The sequence below is a fragment of the Streptomyces sp. NPDC002276 genome (genome assembly GCF_053891435.1).
In genome coordinates, this window is the sequence record NZ_JBSFCQ010000004.1 from 435,377 (window position 1) to 453,568 (window position 18,192).

12 protein-coding genes are annotated in these 18,192 nt (G+C 69.7%); 3 read left to right on the forward strand and 9 right to left on the reverse strand.

Annotated elements, in window-relative coordinates; translation table 11 throughout:
• Positions 1-21: 21 nt before the first annotated feature.
• From ACWIHT_RS13900 to ACWIHT_RS13940, 9 genes are all read right to left on the reverse strand, one after another.
• The gene (locus ACWIHT_RS13900; protein WP_456167739.1) at positions 22-915 is read right to left on the reverse strand and encodes an alpha/beta fold hydrolase; all 894 of its coding nucleotides are present in this window, start codon (positions 913-915) and stop codon (positions 22-24) included.
• A gap of 176 nt (positions 916-1,091) precedes the next feature.
• Complete coding sequence (locus ACWIHT_RS13905; RefSeq protein WP_456167741.1) at positions 1,092-1,934, reverse strand: hypothetical protein; 843 nt, start codon at positions 1,932-1,934, stop codon at positions 1,092-1,094.
• Complete coding sequence (locus tag ACWIHT_RS13910; protein ID WP_456167743.1) at positions 1,934-3,607, reverse strand: histidinol-phosphatase; 1,674 nt, start codon at positions 3,605-3,607, stop codon at positions 1,934-1,936. The genes ACWIHT_RS13905 and ACWIHT_RS13910 overlap by 1 nt, the downstream gene beginning before the upstream one ends.
• A 27-nt stretch (positions 3,608-3,634) precedes the next feature.
• Positions 3,635-5,488: a LamG-like jellyroll fold domain-containing protein gene (locus ACWIHT_RS13915; RefSeq protein ID WP_456167745.1), complete on the reverse strand. Its 1,854-nt coding sequence runs from the start codon at positions 5,486-5,488 to the stop codon at positions 3,635-3,637.
• A gap of 69 nt (positions 5,489-5,557) precedes the next feature.
• Positions 5,558-8,488 carry a glycoside hydrolase family 2 TIM barrel-domain containing protein gene (locus ACWIHT_RS13920; protein ID WP_456167747.1) on the reverse strand — a complete coding sequence of 977 codons (2,931 nt, stop codon included), beginning with the start codon at positions 8,486-8,488 and terminating at the stop codon, positions 5,558-5,560.
• On the reverse strand, positions 8,488-9,351 hold the full coding sequence (locus tag ACWIHT_RS13925) for a carbohydrate ABC transporter permease (protein ID WP_019069866.1): 864 nt from the start codon (positions 9,349-9,351) through the stop codon (positions 8,488-8,490). The genes ACWIHT_RS13920 and ACWIHT_RS13925 overlap by 1 nt, the downstream gene beginning before the upstream one ends.
• A 14-nt stretch (positions 9,352-9,365) precedes the next feature.
• Complete coding sequence (locus tag ACWIHT_RS13930) at positions 9,366-10,325, reverse strand: carbohydrate ABC transporter permease (RefSeq protein WP_456167749.1); 960 nt, start codon at positions 10,323-10,325, stop codon at positions 9,366-9,368.
• Complete coding sequence (locus tag ACWIHT_RS13935) at positions 10,325-11,611, reverse strand: ABC transporter substrate-binding protein (RefSeq protein WP_456167751.1); 1,287 nt, start codon at positions 11,609-11,611, stop codon at positions 10,325-10,327. Before ACWIHT_RS13935 ends, ACWIHT_RS13930 begins: the two co-directional genes overlap by 1 nt.
• 98 nt (positions 11,612-11,709) lie before the next feature.
• Positions 11,710-12,726 (reverse strand): carbohydrate kinase family protein, encoded by a 1,017-nt coding sequence (locus tag ACWIHT_RS13940; RefSeq protein ID WP_456167753.1) that lies wholly within the window; start codon positions 12,724-12,726, stop codon positions 11,710-11,712.
• A gap of 149 nt (positions 12,727-12,875) precedes the next feature.
• Between ACWIHT_RS13940 and ACWIHT_RS13945 the strand changes: the two genes are divergently transcribed.
• The 3 genes from ACWIHT_RS13945 (at position 12,876) to ACWIHT_RS13955 (ending at position 18,135) form a co-directional block, all read left to right on the forward strand.
• Positions 12,876-13,640 (forward strand): DeoR/GlpR family DNA-binding transcription regulator, encoded by a 765-nt coding sequence (locus ACWIHT_RS13945; protein WP_456167755.1) that lies wholly within the window; start codon positions 12,876-12,878, stop codon positions 13,638-13,640.
• Entirely contained in the window at positions 13,637-14,974 is a 1,338-nt protein-coding gene (locus ACWIHT_RS13950; RefSeq protein ID WP_456167757.1) for a 6-phospho-beta-glucosidase, read from the forward strand. Before ACWIHT_RS13945 ends, ACWIHT_RS13950 begins: the two co-directional genes overlap by 4 nt.
• Before the next feature lie 101 nt (positions 14,975-15,075).
• Entirely contained in the window at positions 15,076-18,135 is a 3,060-nt protein-coding gene (locus ACWIHT_RS13955) for an alpha-mannosidase (protein ID WP_456167759.1), read from the forward strand.
• The last annotated feature ends 57 nt before the right edge of the window (positions 18,136-18,192 follow it).

Sequence of the window (18,192 nt, forward strand, 5' to 3'; positions counted from 1 at the left end):
GCGGTACGCGGTGACGGCCGGTCAGCGGCGCTCGGCCGTCAGCGCGGGCCGTCCGCCCAGCAGCCAGGTGACGATGTCCGGCAGCACGCGCAGCGACGCGAAGTGCGCGGCGGTGGGCTGGAGGATGGCGATCACACTGGGAATGTGCTCGGCGAGCCAGCGCGAGTGGCTGGCGGGGGAGAACACGTCCTGCTCGCCGTGCCAGAGCAGCACCGGTACGGAGATGTCGTCCGGGGAGAACCCCCAGGGGCTGCAGAACGACAGGGCGTCGTCCACCCAGCCGTCGGCCGACACCCGCAGCGCCTCACGGTAGTTGCGCACCAGCATCGCGCGGATGCCCGCGTCGGCGATCACCCGCAGGTCGGACTCGGTCAGTTCCCGGCGCAGCTGGGCCAGCAGTTGTACGGGGTCGGCGCGGATGGCGATGGAGCGTCTGCGCAGGCTGGCCGCGAGCCGGTCGGGGCCGGCCAGGGCCTTGGTGTACTCGTTGACGTTCGAGGCGGCCATTCCGGCGAACCAGTCCAGCCCGACGGCGTCACGCGGAGCCAGCCCGACGAGTACCGCGACCCGGGTGACCCGGTCCGGCAGGAGCGCGGCGCAGGCCAGTGCGTGCGGGCCGCCGCCGGAGCGGCCCACCACGGCGAAACGCTCCAGCCCCAACGCGTCGGCGATGGCGGCCACATCGGCGGCGACATGCGCGACCGGGCGGCCGGGAAGGCGGTCCGAGGGGCCGTAGCCGGGGCGGTCGTAGGTGATCAGCATGGCCCGTTGGTGGTAGAGCATCATCGGGCGGGGCGCCGGTCCGAGTCTGCTGCCGGGCGTGCCGTGCAGGAGGAACACCGGTGAACCGCCCGGGTCGCCGGTGATCTCGACGGCTAATCGTCGACCGTCCCCCGTCCGCACCTCTTTCCGCATGCGCGGCCTCCCCTCATGACCCGGTCGCGGTGGTGTGCCCGATGGTTGTGCAGCGGTCCATCCCCATGGTGGACCACATCATCCCGGTGTGCGGGTGTTTCTGACACCCGCTCGCCCGGGAACGGCACAGCCGGCGGCGGGCCGAGGCCCACCGCCGGCTGTCCACGATCGCCGGTCTACTGCTGTTTGTACGAGTACACGCTGGTCGACACCACGCACACGCCCGGCTGGACCACCTCGGCCCGCAACGTCCCGCTGTTCACGTCGTAGTCGACGCCCTCGGCCTCGAACGTGCCCGTGCAGATGCTGCGTTGGGGCAGCGCGAACAGACTCGTGACCGTGCCGGTGATCGGCTGCCCGTCCAACTTGTGCGGCAGGTCGACCTGGAGGAGCGGGCGGATCTCGGGGAACTTGGTCCCCGACGCGTCGTCCGAGACGCACACCAGGCGGGTGTCCGTCACGAAGTCGCAGCCCTGGATGTCGTTGACCGTCCTGTCCAGGGTGATCTGCCCGGCCTGCGGCAGCGTTCCGCCCGTCGCCGGAGTGGACGGGTTGAGCAGGGGAGTGGGGAAGACCTGGAGTCTGGACTGGTCGCCCCACTCGCCCGACACCATCCACTGCGTGTCCGGCGAGATCGCGTCGAACGAGTTGTTGATCTTCTCGCCCGAGTCGAGCGGATGGACGTACGTGTAGCGCGTACCGGACGGCGTGGTGACCGCGAACATCTTGGACGTGCCCGTGTCGGCGGCCTGGTAGGCGTCGAAGACGTAGCCGTTCGCGATGTCCGGGTCACCGATGTGGTTCCAGCCCTGGATGCGCAGATCCAGCGGGATGGACGCCAACCCGCGGTACAGCAGCGAGCCGTCCGCACGCGACGCGACGCCCTCACCGCCGCCGAGGCTGTCGGTGTAGGCCGTGCCGGTCTCGGCCCAGGTGGTCGCGGCGGCGGCCGAGGAGATGCTCACGCCGAGCGTGAAAGCACCCAATAAGGCGGCGAGGACGGTGAGTTGACGCTTCATCAGTTACCTGCCAGGTCGACGAAGATGGGGTTGGAATAGAACCATGTGTCGGCCCACGGGTCACCGTTTCCGGGCGCGTGGGGGATCGGTCCGTGCGGGTCGACGGAGGCGCCGAGGTAGCCCGCGCCGTGCCGCTCGCCGTCGCTGCCGCGCAGCCGCAGATAGAAGGACTCGTCCCCGGCGGTCACCGGGATCCGCAGGGTGTACGTCCCCTTGCGGCCGCTCACGTCGGCCGTACGGACCACCTTCGTGTCCGGCGCCCGCCACGCGTCCCGGTCGGCGACGGCACCGCGCACCGCGCCCCGGATCACGTCCACGTGTGCCAACTCCGGCAGGATTCCCTGGGCGTTGGGCCGCGAGGCGGTCGTGACGGTGACGCTCAGCGTGAGCCTCTCGCCCTTGCGGACCCGCAGCCGGCCGCCCAGCGTGACGCCCCGGCCGGAGTCGCAGTCCCGCTTCAGGCGGACGTCGAGCCCGTCCAGCAGATGCCCGTGGTCGACCCAGACCCGGCCCGCGCGCATCCCCGCCATCACCGCGCCGTAGCCGTAACGGGTCACGCCCACATGTGTGCGGCTGAACTCGCCGGGCCAGAAGTCGCTGCCGGGCTGCGGGGTGCCGGTCTGCACCGGGTCGGGCAGCTTCCCGGTGTTGTCGAAGTTCTGCCCCTCCGGCCAGGCGCCGTTGGCCCAAGTGTCGTAGACCGTACGGTGGTTGTCGGAGTTCGTGGTGATCGAGAACAGCCGGCCCTCGGCCAGCATCGAGTCCCACAGCCCGCCGACGGTCGCCGTCGCCCAGTCGAAACCGCCGTACGTGACGTACGCGTCCGCCGGATAACCCGCCCAGGACTGCGCCGACGGCTTGTTCTCGTACTCGCCGCGGATCGACGTGGCACCGCGCCAGCCGGGCAGGGCCGCACCCTGCGCGCCCGGTGCGCCCTCCATGCCGATCATGATCTCGGGGGCAGCGTCCCGCCAGGCCCGCATCTCGTGCGGGGAGTCGATGCCGAGGCGCAGCGGGTGGTTGGCGAGGACGAGGACGTCGTCCACGTAGCCCGAACGCCGTTGCTCCGCCAGCCACTTGATGGCCTTGACGGCGTGGGCCTCGTTGCGGGCGGTGTCCGTGGCACCGGCCGCGCCCTCGGTGTAGCCCAGCAGCTTGCCGTCGTAGGCCAGCTCGAACTGCGTGAGCAGGTCGACCTCGTGGCGGCCGGGCGCGGCGAAGATCGTGCAGTGCTCGGCGGCCGGGATGTACCACTCCAGGCCCTGGAAGATCAGCTGGCGCGGGTTCTCCGCACGGGCCTTGAGGATCTCCGCGTGCTCCAACTCGGCGCCGTAGTTGGCGTGTCCGAAGTTGGAGTGCTCGTTGAACACCATCCAGTCGAGGCCGTACCGCGCGGCGGCCTTCGCCTGCTGGGAGAACGTGTACTTCGCGTCGTGGCTGTACACCGAGTGCACGTGGTGGTCGCCGACGAGGTAGGCGAGGCGCGGGTCGTTGCCGCCGTAGCCCCGCCCGGCCGCCGCCGCGGGGGTGGCGAGCGGTCCCGCGCCGAGACTGAACGCGGCGCCGAACAGGCCCGCGCGGCGCAGGAGTTGGCGTCGGGAGACACCCTGCGCGTCGAGGGCGGAGGGGGAGACGGACGGATCGGCCCAGACGGGCAGCTGCTGCTCGGTCATGATCTTCGGGAGTCCTCTGGAGGGCTGTCAGCGGGTCATGAAGGAGGAGACGGGCAGCGCCCGCGAGACGATCCGGACGTCGCCGAGGCGGCCGTGCAGGATCTGGTCGATCTTGTCCGCGTACTCGTAGCCGCCGAGCAGCCACGGCTGTCCGGAGGAGCCGATGCCGATCGCGGGAGCGTGCGGGTTGCGGGCCACCGGGCAGCCCTGGACGTACATCGTGGTGTGCCGTCCGTCGTTGACGACGGCGAGGTGCCACCAGATCTCGGGGTCGGTCTCGTCACCCCAGTTGGTGGCCAACTGCTGCTGGTTCAGCGGGTGTACGGCCCACTGCGGGCCCGGCCCGTCGGACAGGGACAGGGTCGCGAGCGGCTCGTCGGGGTCGTCCGTGACCGTGCCGACCGAGCCGTTGCGGCCCGTACGGCTGACCAGTCCGGCCCAGGCGTTGTGCGAGGCGTTCCAGTCGGCGGGCAGCCAGTAGAACGCCTCGATGGTGTAACCGCTCTTGAACGTCGCCGAGTTGAGCGGCGCACCGTCCACGGTCCGCAGGTACGCGCCCTTCAGCGGCGACTTGTAGCCCGTGAACTCCAGGCTGCCGTGGCCCGGTTGGTCGGGGTGGTGGTCGGCGGACCAGCCGAGGGTGCCGCCGTTCACGGAGACCACGGTGAGGTCGTTGCCGCGGCCGGACAGGTCACGGACGGTGCCGGAGCCGGAGACCGGAGACTCGAAGCGCCAGTAGGCGGCCGTGCCAGGGATCACCATCTTCGACGCGGGGCGCGCGGCGCGGACCGGCACCGGGTCGAAGCCCGCGAAGCGGTCCGCGAAGTCGATGTCGACGGAGAACCGGTCGGCGTCGCCGCTGAGTTGGATCTCCTGCCGCTCCAGTTCGTTGAGGCCCTTCGCGGCCCGGCCCAGGATCCACGGCGACACCGTCTCGACGTCGATGACGTCGCGGTCCAGGTCGAAGTGGTAGAGGCGGATCATCGCCGCGCCGCCGAAGTAGCGGTTCTGATAGTTCGTCAGGTGCAGGTGGACGTCATTGCCCGCCGCGTTCTTGCGCGTCGCCCGGCGCGCGGGCCAGTAGTGGCCGTTGAGGGTGAGGAAGATCTGGTCGTGGTCCGCGATGAGCTGGTCCCACAGCTGCTGCCCGTAGTCCGACAACGTGTCGTCGTCCACGACCAGTTCGTGTGTCGTAAGGATCACCGGCGTCTTCGGATGCTGGGCGATGACGTCCTTGGCCCAGGCGTAGCCCTTGGCCGACAGCCGCCAGTCCAGTGCCAGCACGAGCCACTCCCGCCCGGCCGCCCGGAACACGTGGTACGTGTTGTAGCCGTCCGAAGAGGCCCCGCCGAACGTGGACTTGCTCTTGAACCGCTGCGGGCCGAACGCGTCCAGATAGGGCGACGCCCCGCGCTGGTCGTCCGTCGACGACTTGATGTCGTGGTTGCCCGCCAGCACGCTGTAGCCGACACCGCGCCGGTCCAGCAGCTCGAACGCCTCCCCGATCGCGGCGAATTCGGGCACGGCCCCGTTCTGCGTCAGGTCACCCAGGTGCGACAGGAAGACGATGTTGTCGTCCTTGCCGTGCTCCAGGAGATAGCGCAGCGAGGCCTCGATCGGCGCCTTGTCGATGCTCGGCCCGTCGAACAGGTACTGGGTGTCCGGCATCACGGCCAGCGTGAAGCGCCGACTGCCGGTGTCGGGCCGCCAACCCGCCTTCGTGGAAGCCGAGTTCGGGGCCGCCTCGGCGACACCCGGCAGCGCGACACCGGCCGTGGCGGCGGCACCGAGCAGCGCGGTGGCCCGCAGGAAGTTGCGTCGCCCGGCACCGGCCTGGGCGCTCTCGCACTGTTCGTCCTCGTGGTCATGCGAAGTACACACGTGTGCTCCGTGGATAAGTGCTCGTGAAAGCTCGGGAGTTCAAAGCCGGGAAGCCCTGAACCGGTGGGTTCAGAGAACGCGCAGGGTCCAGCTCCAGCGATGGACGCCCGGTGCGACGAGGTACCGCGGTGTGGTGTCGGGGCCGCACGAGGCCGTGCCCAACCCCCGGTGCACCGCGTCGAGTTGCACCACGCAGGACGTGCGCGGCACCAGCTCGTCGTGATGCCGTACGGCGGTCAGGTCCTCGGCGCGGTGGCGGGTCACCGAGACCTGGCGGGGCTCGTCGAGGTCGACCGTGAGACCGGTGGCGTCCGGCGCCGACAGCGTGAACCGCCGTACCTCGGACCGGCCACCGCTCTCCTGCGGGCGCAGATACGGGGTGAACAACTCGTCGACGGGGACCGCGTGGTGGCCCACGGGCGCGCCCGTGCAGCGGTCGGGGTACGACTCCCAGGGACCCCGGCCGAACCACTCCAGCAGATCGAGACCCGGCACCGTCTCGAACAACGTGCCCACCCGGGCCACGTCGTCGAACTCCTCGGGCAGCTCGGCCGATTCCTCGACCCGGACCCCGCCCGCGACCGGCGTGAACACCTGACAGTGCCGGACCACCCCCGTGGCCCCCGCGTACTCGGCGACCGACGTCACCCGCTCGCCGTCCCGCCGTACCGAGACGACCTTGCGGACCAGCGAGTCCAGCCCCCAGGCCCGCCAGCGCACCGCCATTCCGCCCAACTCGTCGTTGTCGGTGGGCGCCCGCCACAGGGACAGGGTCGGCGCGACCGTCAGCAGCGGGTGGATCAGCAGACCCTCGCCGTCGACCTCGATCCGACCGCCGCCCGCGGAATAACCGGCCGCCGGCTCCGCCGCCCGCAGCAACACCTGGGGCGCGCACACCTCCGTGCCGCGCGGCGCCCAGATCTGGTCCTCGGCCGTGGTCACCCGCAGCGTCAGCCAGGCCTCGCCGCCGTCCTCCGGCAGCGCGAACGGCAGCGGCACGGCCACCGTCTCGCCCGGGCACAGCGCGGGCAGTTCGGCCGGAGCGGTCAGCGTACGACCGTCCGCGAGCGCCAACTCCCAGGTCCCGGCGAGCCATTCGAGGCCCCGGAAGTGCTGGTGGTTGCCGAGGACGATGCCCTCGTGCCGGAAGCACTCGATACGCACCGGCGCCGCGATCTCCCGGTGCTCGAACATCACCGGCTTGGGCGTGCGGTCGGGAAACACCACGCCGTCCGCGATGAACGCGCCGTCGTGGATCGCCTCGCCGAAGTCACCGCCGTACGCCCAGCGTTGACCGGGCGCGGCGACACCGTTGTCATACAGTCCGGCGCCCGCGCGGCCGGTGGGTCTTCCGTCGCTCACACGCTGAAGGATTCCGTGGTCCCAGAACTCCCAGATGAAGCCGCCCTGAAGACCGGGGGTTGACTCGATGGCAGCCCAGTGGTCCGCGAGCGTGCCGTTGCTGTTGCCCATCGCGTGCGAGTACTCGCACTGGATCAACGGCTTGGTCTGCTCACCGGACAGCGCGTGCGCGACACAGTCCTCCAGCGACGCGTACATCGGACACGCGATGTCGGAGGCGAGACCCGGATCGGCCCAGCCGCGCTTGGCCGCGCCCTCGTACTGGATCGGTCGGGTCGGGTCGTGACGGCGGACCCAGCCGGCCGCCGCGTCGTGGTTGGCGCCGTAGTCGGACTCGTTGCCCAGCGACCACACGATGATCGACGGATGGTTCTTGTCCCGCAGCACCATCCGCGAGACCCGGTCCACGAACGCGTTCAGATAGCGCGGGTCGTCCGCGATCTCGTGCGCGTGGTCGTGCGACTCGATGTCCGCCTCGTCGACCACATACAGTCCCAGCTCGTCGGCGAGGTCGTACAGCGCCGGATCGTTCGGATAGTGCGAGGTGCGCACCGCGTTGAACCCGAACCGCTTCAGCAGCACCAAATCCGCCCGCATGTCGTCGTACGACACCGTGCGGCCGGTCAGCGGATGGAAGTCGTGCCGGTTGACGCCCCGGATGAACACCCGCTCGCCGTTGACGAGCAGGTCCCGCCCGACGATCTCCACGTCACGGAACCCGATGCGCCGGTACGAGGTGTCGGCGACCGTTCCGTCGGCCCGGTGCAGCCGGACGGTGAGGCCGTACAGCTCGGGCGTCTCGGCGTTCCAGGTGCGCACCTCGGGGACGGTGGCCCTGATCCGGGCCTCGCCGAGGAAGTCGGAGACGCGGTCGTCCTCGGTGTTGAACCGGTCGAACTCCGCGTCCTGGGCGAGGAGTCGGCCGTCGAGATCACCGCTGATCCACCACCCGGCGGGCAGCGCGCCGCCCGCGTCCCGCACCTGGCAGTCGACCTGAAGCTCACCGTCGTAGTTCGCCCGCACGGTCAGGTCCGCGAGATACAGCGGGTCGGTCGCGTACAGCAGCACCGACCGGGTGATACCCCCGTGCCACCACTGGTCCTGGTCCTCGATGTGCGTGGCGTCCGACCACTTGACCACGGTCAGCCGTACGGTGGCCCGCTCGCCGGGACGTACGACGGACGAGAGGTCGAAGTCGGCGGCGAGGTGGGAGTCCTTGGAGATACCGACGGGCCGCCCGTCCACATGCACGAGCAGCACGCTCTCGGCGGCCCCGACCTGGAGCACGATCCGCCGGCCGGCCCACTCGGCGGGGACGTCGATCTCCCGCTCGTAGACACCCGTCGGATTGTCGACGGGCGACAGTGGAGGGAATTCCGCATACGGCATACGGACGTTCGTGTACTGCGGAAGGTCCTCGGCGCCGGCGGACTGCATCGTCCATACACCTGGCACGTATGCCATGGACCATACGTCCTCGGCCACCGGCGCGTCCGGCGTCGGCAGCAGCTGGAAGCGCCAGTCCCCGTCGAGGGAGACCGCATCCTGTCGACGGTCGACGGCGGACATGGGCAACCGCCCCCAGGAGGTCACCTCGGGTGACTCCCAGGGGCGGAGCGCGAAGAGCGGGTCGGTCATCAGCGGATGGCTCCCTTGCCGAGGTCGCCGATGATCTGCTTGGCGCCGACCGCGAACACGATCAGCAGGGGGACGAGGGCGAGGAGCGCGCCGGTCATGACCATTCCGTAGTCGGTGGTGCCGTGGGTGCCGTTGAGCTGGGACAGCGCCACCTGGAGGGTGACGTTGTTGGGGTTGGTGAGGGCGATCAGCGGCCAGGCGTAGTCGTTCCACTGGCCCATGAAGGTGAAGATGCCGAGGAAGGCGAGGCCCGGCCGGACCACCGGGAGGGCCACGTGCCAGTACTGGCGCAGGAAGCTCGCGCCGTCGATGCGGGAGGCGTCGAGGAGTTCGTCGTGGATCGCGCTCTTCATGTACTGGCGCATCCAGAAGATGCCGAACGCGTTCGCCGCCGCCGGGACGATCAACGCGGTCATCGAGCCGATCCAGCCCAGCTTCGCCATGATCACGAACTGCGGGATCGCCGCGAGCTGCGCGGGCACCATGAAGATGACCATCAGCAGCGCGAACAGCACGTTCTTGCCGGGGAAGTGGAACTTGGCGAAGACGAACGCGGCCAGCGAGTCGAAGAACAGGACCAGGAAGGTCACCGACCCCGCGACGAGTACCGAGTTGAACATCGAGCCGAAGAAGTCGATGTTGTCGAAGAGGCTGCGGACGTTCTCCAGGAAGTGCGAGCCCGGCAGCAGCTTCGGCGGGTAGGAGAAGATCTCCGACGAGGTGTGCGTCGACATGATCACGGCCCAGTAGAACGGGAAGGCCGAGAGCAACACGCCCAGGATCAGCGAGACATGGAGGGCGATGCCGCGGCTCCGGTCGCCCCGGATGCCCTTCGGTCGCCGTGTGCCTTGGAGGAATGCCATGGTGACCGAACTCCCTAGTCTTCGCCCCGGCGCTGCACCAGGCGCCAGTTGACGATGGAGAAGAGGATGACGACGAGGAAGATGCCCCAGGCCACGGCGGCGCCGTAACCGAAGTCGTTGTTGTCGAAGGTCTGTTGGAAGAAGTACAGGACCATCGTCTGGCCGGAGTGGCCCGGACCGCCCGCGAACGTCGAGTCGTTGGAGGTGTTCTGGAGCAGCACCTGCGGTTCGGAGAAGCTCTGGAGGCCGGTGACCGTCGAGATGACGAGCACGAACAGCAGCACCGGGCGCAGCATCGGCAGCGTGATCCGGAAGAAGGTTTGGACCGGTCCAGCACCGTCCATCCGGGCCGCCTCGTACAGTTCGCTCGGGATGGTCTGGAGACCGGCGAGGAAGATGATCGCGTTGTAGCCGGTCCACTGCCAGGTCATCAGCGTCGCGATGGCGATCTTGATGCCCCACGGGGTGTTCAGCCAGGCGATCTGGTCGATGCCCACCGCCTGCAACAGGGCGTTCACCAGGCCGAAGTTGGTGGAGAACACCGAGCCGAAGACGATCGCGATCGCCACCACCGAGGTGACGTTCGGGAGGAAGTAGGCGAAGCGGTACACGTTCTTGAAGCGGACCGCGGAGTTGAGCATCACGGCCGTGATCATCGCGAGGAAGATCATGGGGAAGGTGGCCAGCGCCCAGATGATCAGCGTGTTGCCGATCGAGTTCCAGAAGTCGCTGTCGGCCAGCAGGTACTTGTACTGCGAGAGCCCCGCCCACTCCATCGAGCCGAGGCCGTCCCAGCGGTGGAAGGACAGGTAGAGCGAGAAGCCGACGGGGATCAGCCCGAAGCAGAGGAACAGCAGATAGAACGGGGAGATCGCGGCATACAGATGCCAGTACTTGCGGAAGCCGCTCTTCGGTCGCGCGGCGGCGGGCGAACTGCCCACGGACACGGGGGGCTTGTCGAGTGCGGTGGCCATCAGTAGCTCACCCCCAGGTGGTCCGCGATGCGCCGGCACTTGCTCATGGCGTCACTCCAGGCCTTCTTGGGGTCCTTGCCGAGGACACCGACGTTCTTGATCTCGTCCTTGAGGGGCTGCCCGAGCGCGATGTCGAACGGGCTGTTGTAGGCGACCGTGATCTTCTGCGCGGCGGGCCCGAAGATGTCCATCGTGTCCTGCCCGCCGAAGAACGGGTCCGGCGCGCGCAGCGTCTTGAGGCCGTACGAGGCGGGGGTGGACGGGAACAGGCCCGCGTCCACGAACCCCTGGGCCTGGTTGGCCGCGTTCATCATCCAGGTGATGATCCGGAAGGCCTCTTCGGGCTCGCGGCACGCCTTGGTGATCGACAGGAACGAACCGCCGTTGTTGGCTGGCCGCACCGGCATGTCGGCGACCCGCCACCTGCCCTTGGTCTTCGGCACACCGGTCTTGATGTCACTGGTGGCCCAGGAGGCGCCCAACTGGCTGGGCAGCTTGCCGTCCTCCACCGCCGAGAGCTGGTCCGGCGTACCGCTGACGAGGTTGGAGACGATCTTGCGCTGCTTGGCCTCCACGGCGAGCGCCCAGGCCCGGCGCACATGCTCCTGGTCGCCGATGAAGTGGCGGTCCTTGTCGACGTACCGCTTGCCGCCCTGGTTCACCGCGTTCTCGAAGATGCTGTTGACGTCGGTGACCAGCGAGCTGCCCGGGATCCGCTTCCGGAGCTGCTCGCCCGCCGCGAAGAACTTCTCCCAGGTGTTCAACTCCGTTGACACGTCGGCCGGTTCGTACGGCAGCCCCGCCTTGCGGAACACGGCGTACTGGTAGAAGTGCGCCACCGGACCGCAGTCGATGGGGAAGCCGACCATCGTGCCGTCGTCGGCGATGCCCTGCTCCCACTTCCACGTCAGGTACTGGCTCTTGTACTTGTCCGCGCCGAGTGTCCTGAGGTCCACGAACTGGTCGGAGTTGGGCAGATAGGACGCCATGTCCTCGCCCTTGAGGCCGGCGATGTCGGGGATGTGGGCCCGGCCGGCCATCGTGGTGATCAGCTTCGACCGGTAGTAGCCGCCGATCTTGATCGCCTGGAGGTCGACCGTACTGTCGTAACGCGCCTTGGCGTTCTTGACGACCGTGTCGCCGAGGCCGCCGTCCCAGTACCACAGGACCATGTTCCGGCCGGTGGAACCGGTCGGAACGGCGCAGCCGGACGCCAGGCCGCCGAGCGCCGTGGCGGCCGTACCGGCCAGGCCCGCACGGAGCAGGCCTCTTCGTGAGAGCCGCACAGCTCCCACCGCCTTTCGGATCTGTTCGATCTGTTCGGGTCGTGCATACGAGGGGCTGAGTGGGGGGCTTACAGGGGGACTTGCGAGGTGGTGGGGGGTTACTGCCGTGCGGGGGGAGTGACGGGCGCGTAGGCGACGGGCGGGCCGGGGTCCGCCGGGATCCTGTCGACGAGGAAGCCGTATGCACGCCGCAGTTCGGGATCGCGGACTGTATGCAGCCAACGGTCGACGCCGTACCAGCCCGGCGCCGCCAGCGCGCCGCTGGGATGCTGGACGGAGAGCCCGGCCGCGAGCACCGCGAACCGCAGCCGTTCCTCCAGCGGCCAGCCGCCGAGCGAGGCCGCGACGAAGCTCGCGCCGAACACGTCACCGGCGCCCGTCGCGTCCAGGACGTCCACGGCCAGGGCCGGGACCTCCGCGTACTCGCCGGTCGTCTGGTCGACGGCGATCGCCCCGTCGCCGCCCCGCGTGATCACCGCGACCGGCACCAGTTCGGTGAGGGTGCCGAGCGCCGCGACCGCGCTGTCGGTGCGGGTGTATGCCATCGCCTCGGCCTCGTTCGGGAGGAAGGCGTGGCACAGGGCGAGCTGGTCCAGGAGGTCCGTGGACCACTGCTGGGTGGGGTCCCAGCCGACGTCGGCGTAGATCTGCGTCCCGTTCGCCGAGGCCTTGGCGAGCCAGGCGCGCGGTTCGGCCTCGATGTGCACCAGCGCCGTCCGCGCCTCGGGCGGGTCGCCCATCAGCACGTCCTGCGAGTACGGCGGTTCCTGGCCGTGGGTGACCAGCGCCCGGTCGTTCCCGTGGGCGAGCGAGACGGTGACGGGGGTGTGCCAGCCGTTCGCGGTGCGGGACAGGGAGAGGTCGACGCCCTCCTGGCCGGCGAGGATCTCATGGCAGTACGCGCCGTAGAAGTCGTCGCCGAACACGGTGGCCAGGGAGGTCTTCAGACCGAAGCGGGACGCGGCGACCGCGAGGTTCGCGATGCCGCCGGGGCCGCAGCCCATGCCGGCCGTCCAGATCTCCTCGCCCGGCGTCGGCGGCTGCCCCAGACCCGTGAGAACGAGGTCGTAGAAGAGCAGCCCGGTCAGCAGCACATCGGGCCGGTCGTCGTCCACGCGCACATCCTCTCGTCGGCACGTCAGCTGGAGTTCGTCAAAACTCTTCATTTCGGTGACCGGAATCGTGCGCTGCTCGACGAGATTGGTCAATACCCAAGCAGAACTGAGCATAGAAATGATTGAAGATGACGAGTAGTGTTCGCGGCGTGCTGGCAGAACGACGACATCAACTCATCCTGCGGGCCCTGCGCTCCGGGGGCCCCGCGGCCGTGACCGATCTCTCCGAGCAGCTGGGTGTGAGCCCCGCCACCATCAGGCGTGATCTGCTCAAACTGGAGGAGGACGGACTGCTCACCCGCGTCCACGGCGGCGCCGTGGCCGACGAGGGCGACCAGCCCTTCGCCGAGGTCGCCGAGGTGCGGGTGGCCGAGAAGGACGCGATAGCCGCGCACGCCGCCGCCATGGTGGCCGACGGCGAGTCCGTCCTCCTCGACATCGGCACCACCGCCTACCGGCTCGCCCGGCAGTTGCACGGCCGCCGGCTCACCGTGATCACCAGCAACCTGGTCGTCTACGAGGAGCTGGCCGACGACGAGGGCATCGAACTGGTGCTGCTCGGCGGCATGGTCCGGCGCGAGTACCGCTCCCTGGTGGGCTTCCTCACCGAGGACAACCTGCGCCAACTGCACGCCGACTGGCTCTTCCTCGGTACCAGCGGCGTGCGGCCCGGCGGACAGGTGATGGACACGACCGTCGTCGAGGTGCCGGTCAAACGGGCCATGATCAAGGCCGGCGAGAAGGTCGTCCTGCTCGCCGACGCGCAGAAGTTCCCGGGTACGGGCATGGCGAAGGTGTGCGGTCCCGAGGACCTGGACGCGGTCGTGACGAACGCCCCGGTCGACCCGGTGACCCGCTCCTCCCTGGAGGAAGCGGGCGTCGAGGTCGTTGTGGCAGGAAAGGTGAAAGCGTGAAGCTGACGATTCTGGGCGGCGGCGGATTCCGTGTGCCGCTCGTGTACGGGGCGCTGCTGACGGACCGCGGCGAGGGCCGGGTCACCGAGGTGGTGCTGCACGACCTCGACGACAGTCGACTGTATGCGGTCGCCCGTGTACTGGCCGAACAGGCCGCCACAGTCCCCGACGCCCCCACGGTCACCGCCACCACCGACCTCGACGAGGCCCTGCGCGGCGCCGACTTCGTCTTCTCCGCGATCCGCGTCGGCGGCCTGGAAGGCCGCGCCGACGACGAGCGGGTGGCGCTCGCCGAGGGCGTCCTCGGTCAGGAGACGGTCGGCGCCGGCGGTATTGCCTATGGTCTACGAACCGTCCCGGTCGCCGTCGACATCGCGCAGCGCGTGGCTCGCCTCGCCCCCGACGCCTGGGTCATCAACTTCACCAACCCCGCCGGCCTGGTCACCGAGGCCATGTCCCGCCATCTCGGCGACCGCGTCATCGGCATCTGCGACTCCCCGGTCGGCCTCGGCCGCCGTATCGCCAAGGTGCTCGGCGCCAACCCGCGCGAGGCCTTCATCGACTACGTCGGCCTCAACCACCTCGGCTGGGTGCGCGGCCTGCGCGTCGCGGGACGCGACGAACTCCCGCGCCTGCTCGCCGATCCCGACCTGCTCGGCTCCTTCGAGGAGGGCAAGCTCTTCGGCACCGACTGGCTCCAGTCGCTCGGCGCCATCCCGAACGAGTACCTGCACTACTACTACTTCAACCGCGAGACCGTCCGCGCCTACACCGAGGTCGAGCGGACCCGCGGCGCGTTCCTGCGCGACCAACAGGCCCAGTTCTACGACGAGATGAAGCGCCCCGACGCCTCCGCGCTGACCGCCTGGGACCGTACCCGCGCCGAGCGCGAGGCGACGTACATGGCGGAGAACCGCGAGACCGCCGGCGCCGGCGAACGCGACGAGGACGACCTCTCCGGCGGCTACGAGAAGGTCGCCCTCGCCCTGATGCGGGCCATCGCCCGCGACGAACGCACCACCCTGATCCTCAACGTCCGCAACCAGGGCGCGCTGTCGGTCCTCGACGCGGACGCCGTCATCGAGGTGCCGTGCCTGGTCGACGCCAACGGCGCCCACCCCGTCGCGGTCGCCCCGCTGCCCGACCACGCCACCGGCCTGGTCTGCGCGGTCAAGGGTGTCGAACGCGAGGTCCTCTCGGCGGCCGAGAACGGCTCCCGTACGACGGCGGTGAAGGCGTTCGCGCTGCACCCGCTGGTCGACTCCGTGAACGTCGCACGCCGCCTGGTCGAGGGCTACACCGAGGTCCACCCGGGTCTGGCGTACCTTAAGTAGGCATCGCCCGGTAAGCGCTTTCCCCGAGATCTCGGCAGCGAGTTCTCACCAGCTCCCCAAGCTCTCAGCAGCTCAGCTCCCTGGTTCCCTGGAGACCTCCCATGCACGACGAACGCAGCCGGATCGAGGAGCGCGTCCAGCGCGCCCACGAACAGCGGATCAAGCCCGCGATCTACGCGGCCACCGCGCCCTTCACGGTCGAGGCCTGGCAGGCCCCCGGCGAGCCGGTCCCCTTCGAGGAGGCCGCGGCGGCGCCGTACGCGCCGTTCGCGATGGACACCCCGTGGGGTCCGCCCTGGGGCACCACCTGGTTCCGGATGCGCGGACAGGTGCCCGCGGAGTGGGCCGGGAAGCGCGTCGAGGCCGTCATCGACCTCGGCTTCACGGGCGACTGGCCGGGCAACCAGGCCGAGGCGCTGGTCCACCTCGTGGACGGGACACCGCTGAAGGCGGTCAACCCGCTCAACCAGTACGTGGCGATCGCCAACCCGGCGGAGGGCGGCGAGGTGATCGACTACCTGGTCGAGGCGGCCTCCAACCCCGACATCCTCGCCAACAACTTCGCGGAGCCGACCCCGCTCGGCGATGTACTGACGGCAGGCGACCGTCCACTGTATACATTCCGCCGTGCCGACCTCGCCGTCCTCGACGAGGAGGTCTTCCACCTCGACCTCGACGTCCAGGTGCTGCGCGAACTGATGCTGGAACTCGGTGAGCACGACCCGCGCCGGCACGAGATCATGCACGCCTTGGACCGGTCCCTGGACCTCCTCGACCTCGACGACGTCGCCGGTACGGCCGCCGACGTCCGGGCCGCGCTCAAGCCGGTGCTGTCCAAGCCCGCCAACGCCAGCGCGCACATCGTCTCCGGCGTCGGGCACGCGCACATCGACTCCGCGTGGCTGTGGCCGATCCGCGAGACCAAGCGCAAGACGTCCCGCACCTTCTCGAACGTGACCTCCCTCGCGGACGAGTACGAGGACTTCATCTTCGCCTGCTCGCAGGCCCAGCAGTACGAGTGGGTCCGCGACAACTACCCGCAGGTGTGGGCCCGCATCCAGGAGTCCGTCAAGCGCGGCCAGTGGGCGCCGGTCGGCGGCATGTGGGTCGAGTCCGACGGCAACCTGCCCGGCGGCGAGGCCATCGCCCGCCAACTGATCCACGGCAAGCGGTTCTTCATCGAGCACTTCGGCGTCGAGACCAAGGGCGTCTGGCTGCCGGACTCCTTCGGCTACAACGCGGCCTACCCGCAGCTCGCCAAGCTCGCCGGCAACGAGTGGTTCCTCACCCAGAAGATCTCCTGGAACCAGACCAACAAGTTCCCCCACCACACCTTCTGGTGGGAGGGCATCGACGGCACCCGCATCTTCACCCACTTCCCGCCGGTCGACACCTACAACGCCCGCTTCAGCGGCGAGGAGATGTCCCGCGCGGTCCGCAACTACCAGGAGAAGGGCAACGCGACCCGCTCGCTGGCCCCCTTCGGCTGGGGCGACGGAGGTGGCGGTCCCACCCGCGAGATCATGGAACGGGCGCGCAGGCTGGCCGACTTGGAGGGTTCGCCGAAGGTCGTCGTCGAGCACCCGGACGAGTTCTTCGCCAAGGCCCGCGCCGAGTACCCCGACGCCCCGGTCTGGGTCGGCGAACTGTACCTCGAACTCCACCGCGCCACCTACACCTCCCAGGCCCGCACCAAGCAGGGCAACCGGCGCAGCGAACACCGCCTGCGCGAGGCCGAGTTGTGGGCGACCACGGCCGCGCTGCACGTACCGGGCTACGCCTACCCGTACGAGAAGCTCGACCGGCTGTGGAAGACGGTCCTGCTGCACCAGTTCCACGACATCCTGCCGGGCTCCTCGATCGCCTGGGTGCACCGCGAGGCCGAGGCCGAATACGCCCGCGTGGCAACGGAGTTGGAGGAGCTGACGGCGGCGGCCGTGGCCGCGCTGGGCGGCGGCGGCACCACCGTCTTCAACACCAGCCCCTACGACCGCGCCGAGGTCATCCGCACGGCGACCGGTGTGCCGATGTACGCGACGGTCCCCGCGAACGGCAGCGCCCCGCTGGCCGCCGAGTATGTCCCGCAGGCGGTCACCGTCACCGACCGCGTCCTCGACAACGGCATCGTCCGTGTCGAACTCGCCGACGACGGCACCCTCGCCTCCGTGCGCGACCTGCGCCACGGCGGCCGCGAAGTCCTCGCCGACCAGGGCAACCTGCTCCGCCTGCACGCCGACCTCCCGAACTACTGGGACGCCTGGGACGTCGACAAGCACTACAAGAACCGCTTCACCGACCTCCTGACCGCCGACTCCATCACGGTCGTGGAGCAGGACCCGCTGCTCGGCGCGATCCGTGTGGAACGGTCCTTCGGCAAGGGCTCGAAGATCGTGCAGACGATCACCGTCCGCGCGGGCAGCGCCCGGATCGACTTCGAGACCGACATCGACTGGCACGAGGCCGAGAAGTTCCTCAAGGCCGGCTTCCCGGTCGACATCCGCGCGGCGCACTCCTCCGCCGAGATCCAGTTCGGCCACATCCAGCGGCCCACGCACACCAACACCAGCTGGGAGGCGGCCCGTTTCGAGGTCTCCGGCCACCGCTGGGTGCACCTCGCCGAGCCCGGCTACGGCGTCGCCGTCATCAACGACTCGACGTACGGCCACGACGTCTCCCGCACCGTCCGCGAGGACGGCGGTACGACGACCACGGTCCGCCTGAGCCTGGTGCGCGCCCCGCGCATCCCGGACCCGGGCGCCGACCAGGGCAGGCACCGCTTCGTCTACTCGCTGCTGCCCGGCGCGAGCATCGAGGACGCGGTCGCGGAGGGCTACGCCCTCAACCTCCCACTGCGGGTGGCCGATTCGGGCGGCGCCCCGGAACCGGTCGTCTCCGTCGACGGCGACGGCATCACCGTCGAGGCGGTCAAGCTCGCCGACGACGAGTCCGGCGATGTCGTGGTCCGCCTCTACGAGTCGAGCGGCGGTCGCGCCGAGGGCACGCTGAGCACCGGCTTCCCCCTCGCGGGCGCCCGGATCACCGACCTGCTGGAGCGACCGCTGGAGGAGGAGGTCTCCTTCGACGGCGGCTCGGTCGCCGTCGCCCTGCGGCCCTTCCAGATCCTGACGCTCCGTCTGAAGCGGGCGGACGCGGGCCGGTAGAACCCCGGAGGGCGGGCCCGGTCGTCGCACACCGGGCCCGCCCTCCGGCACATCCCC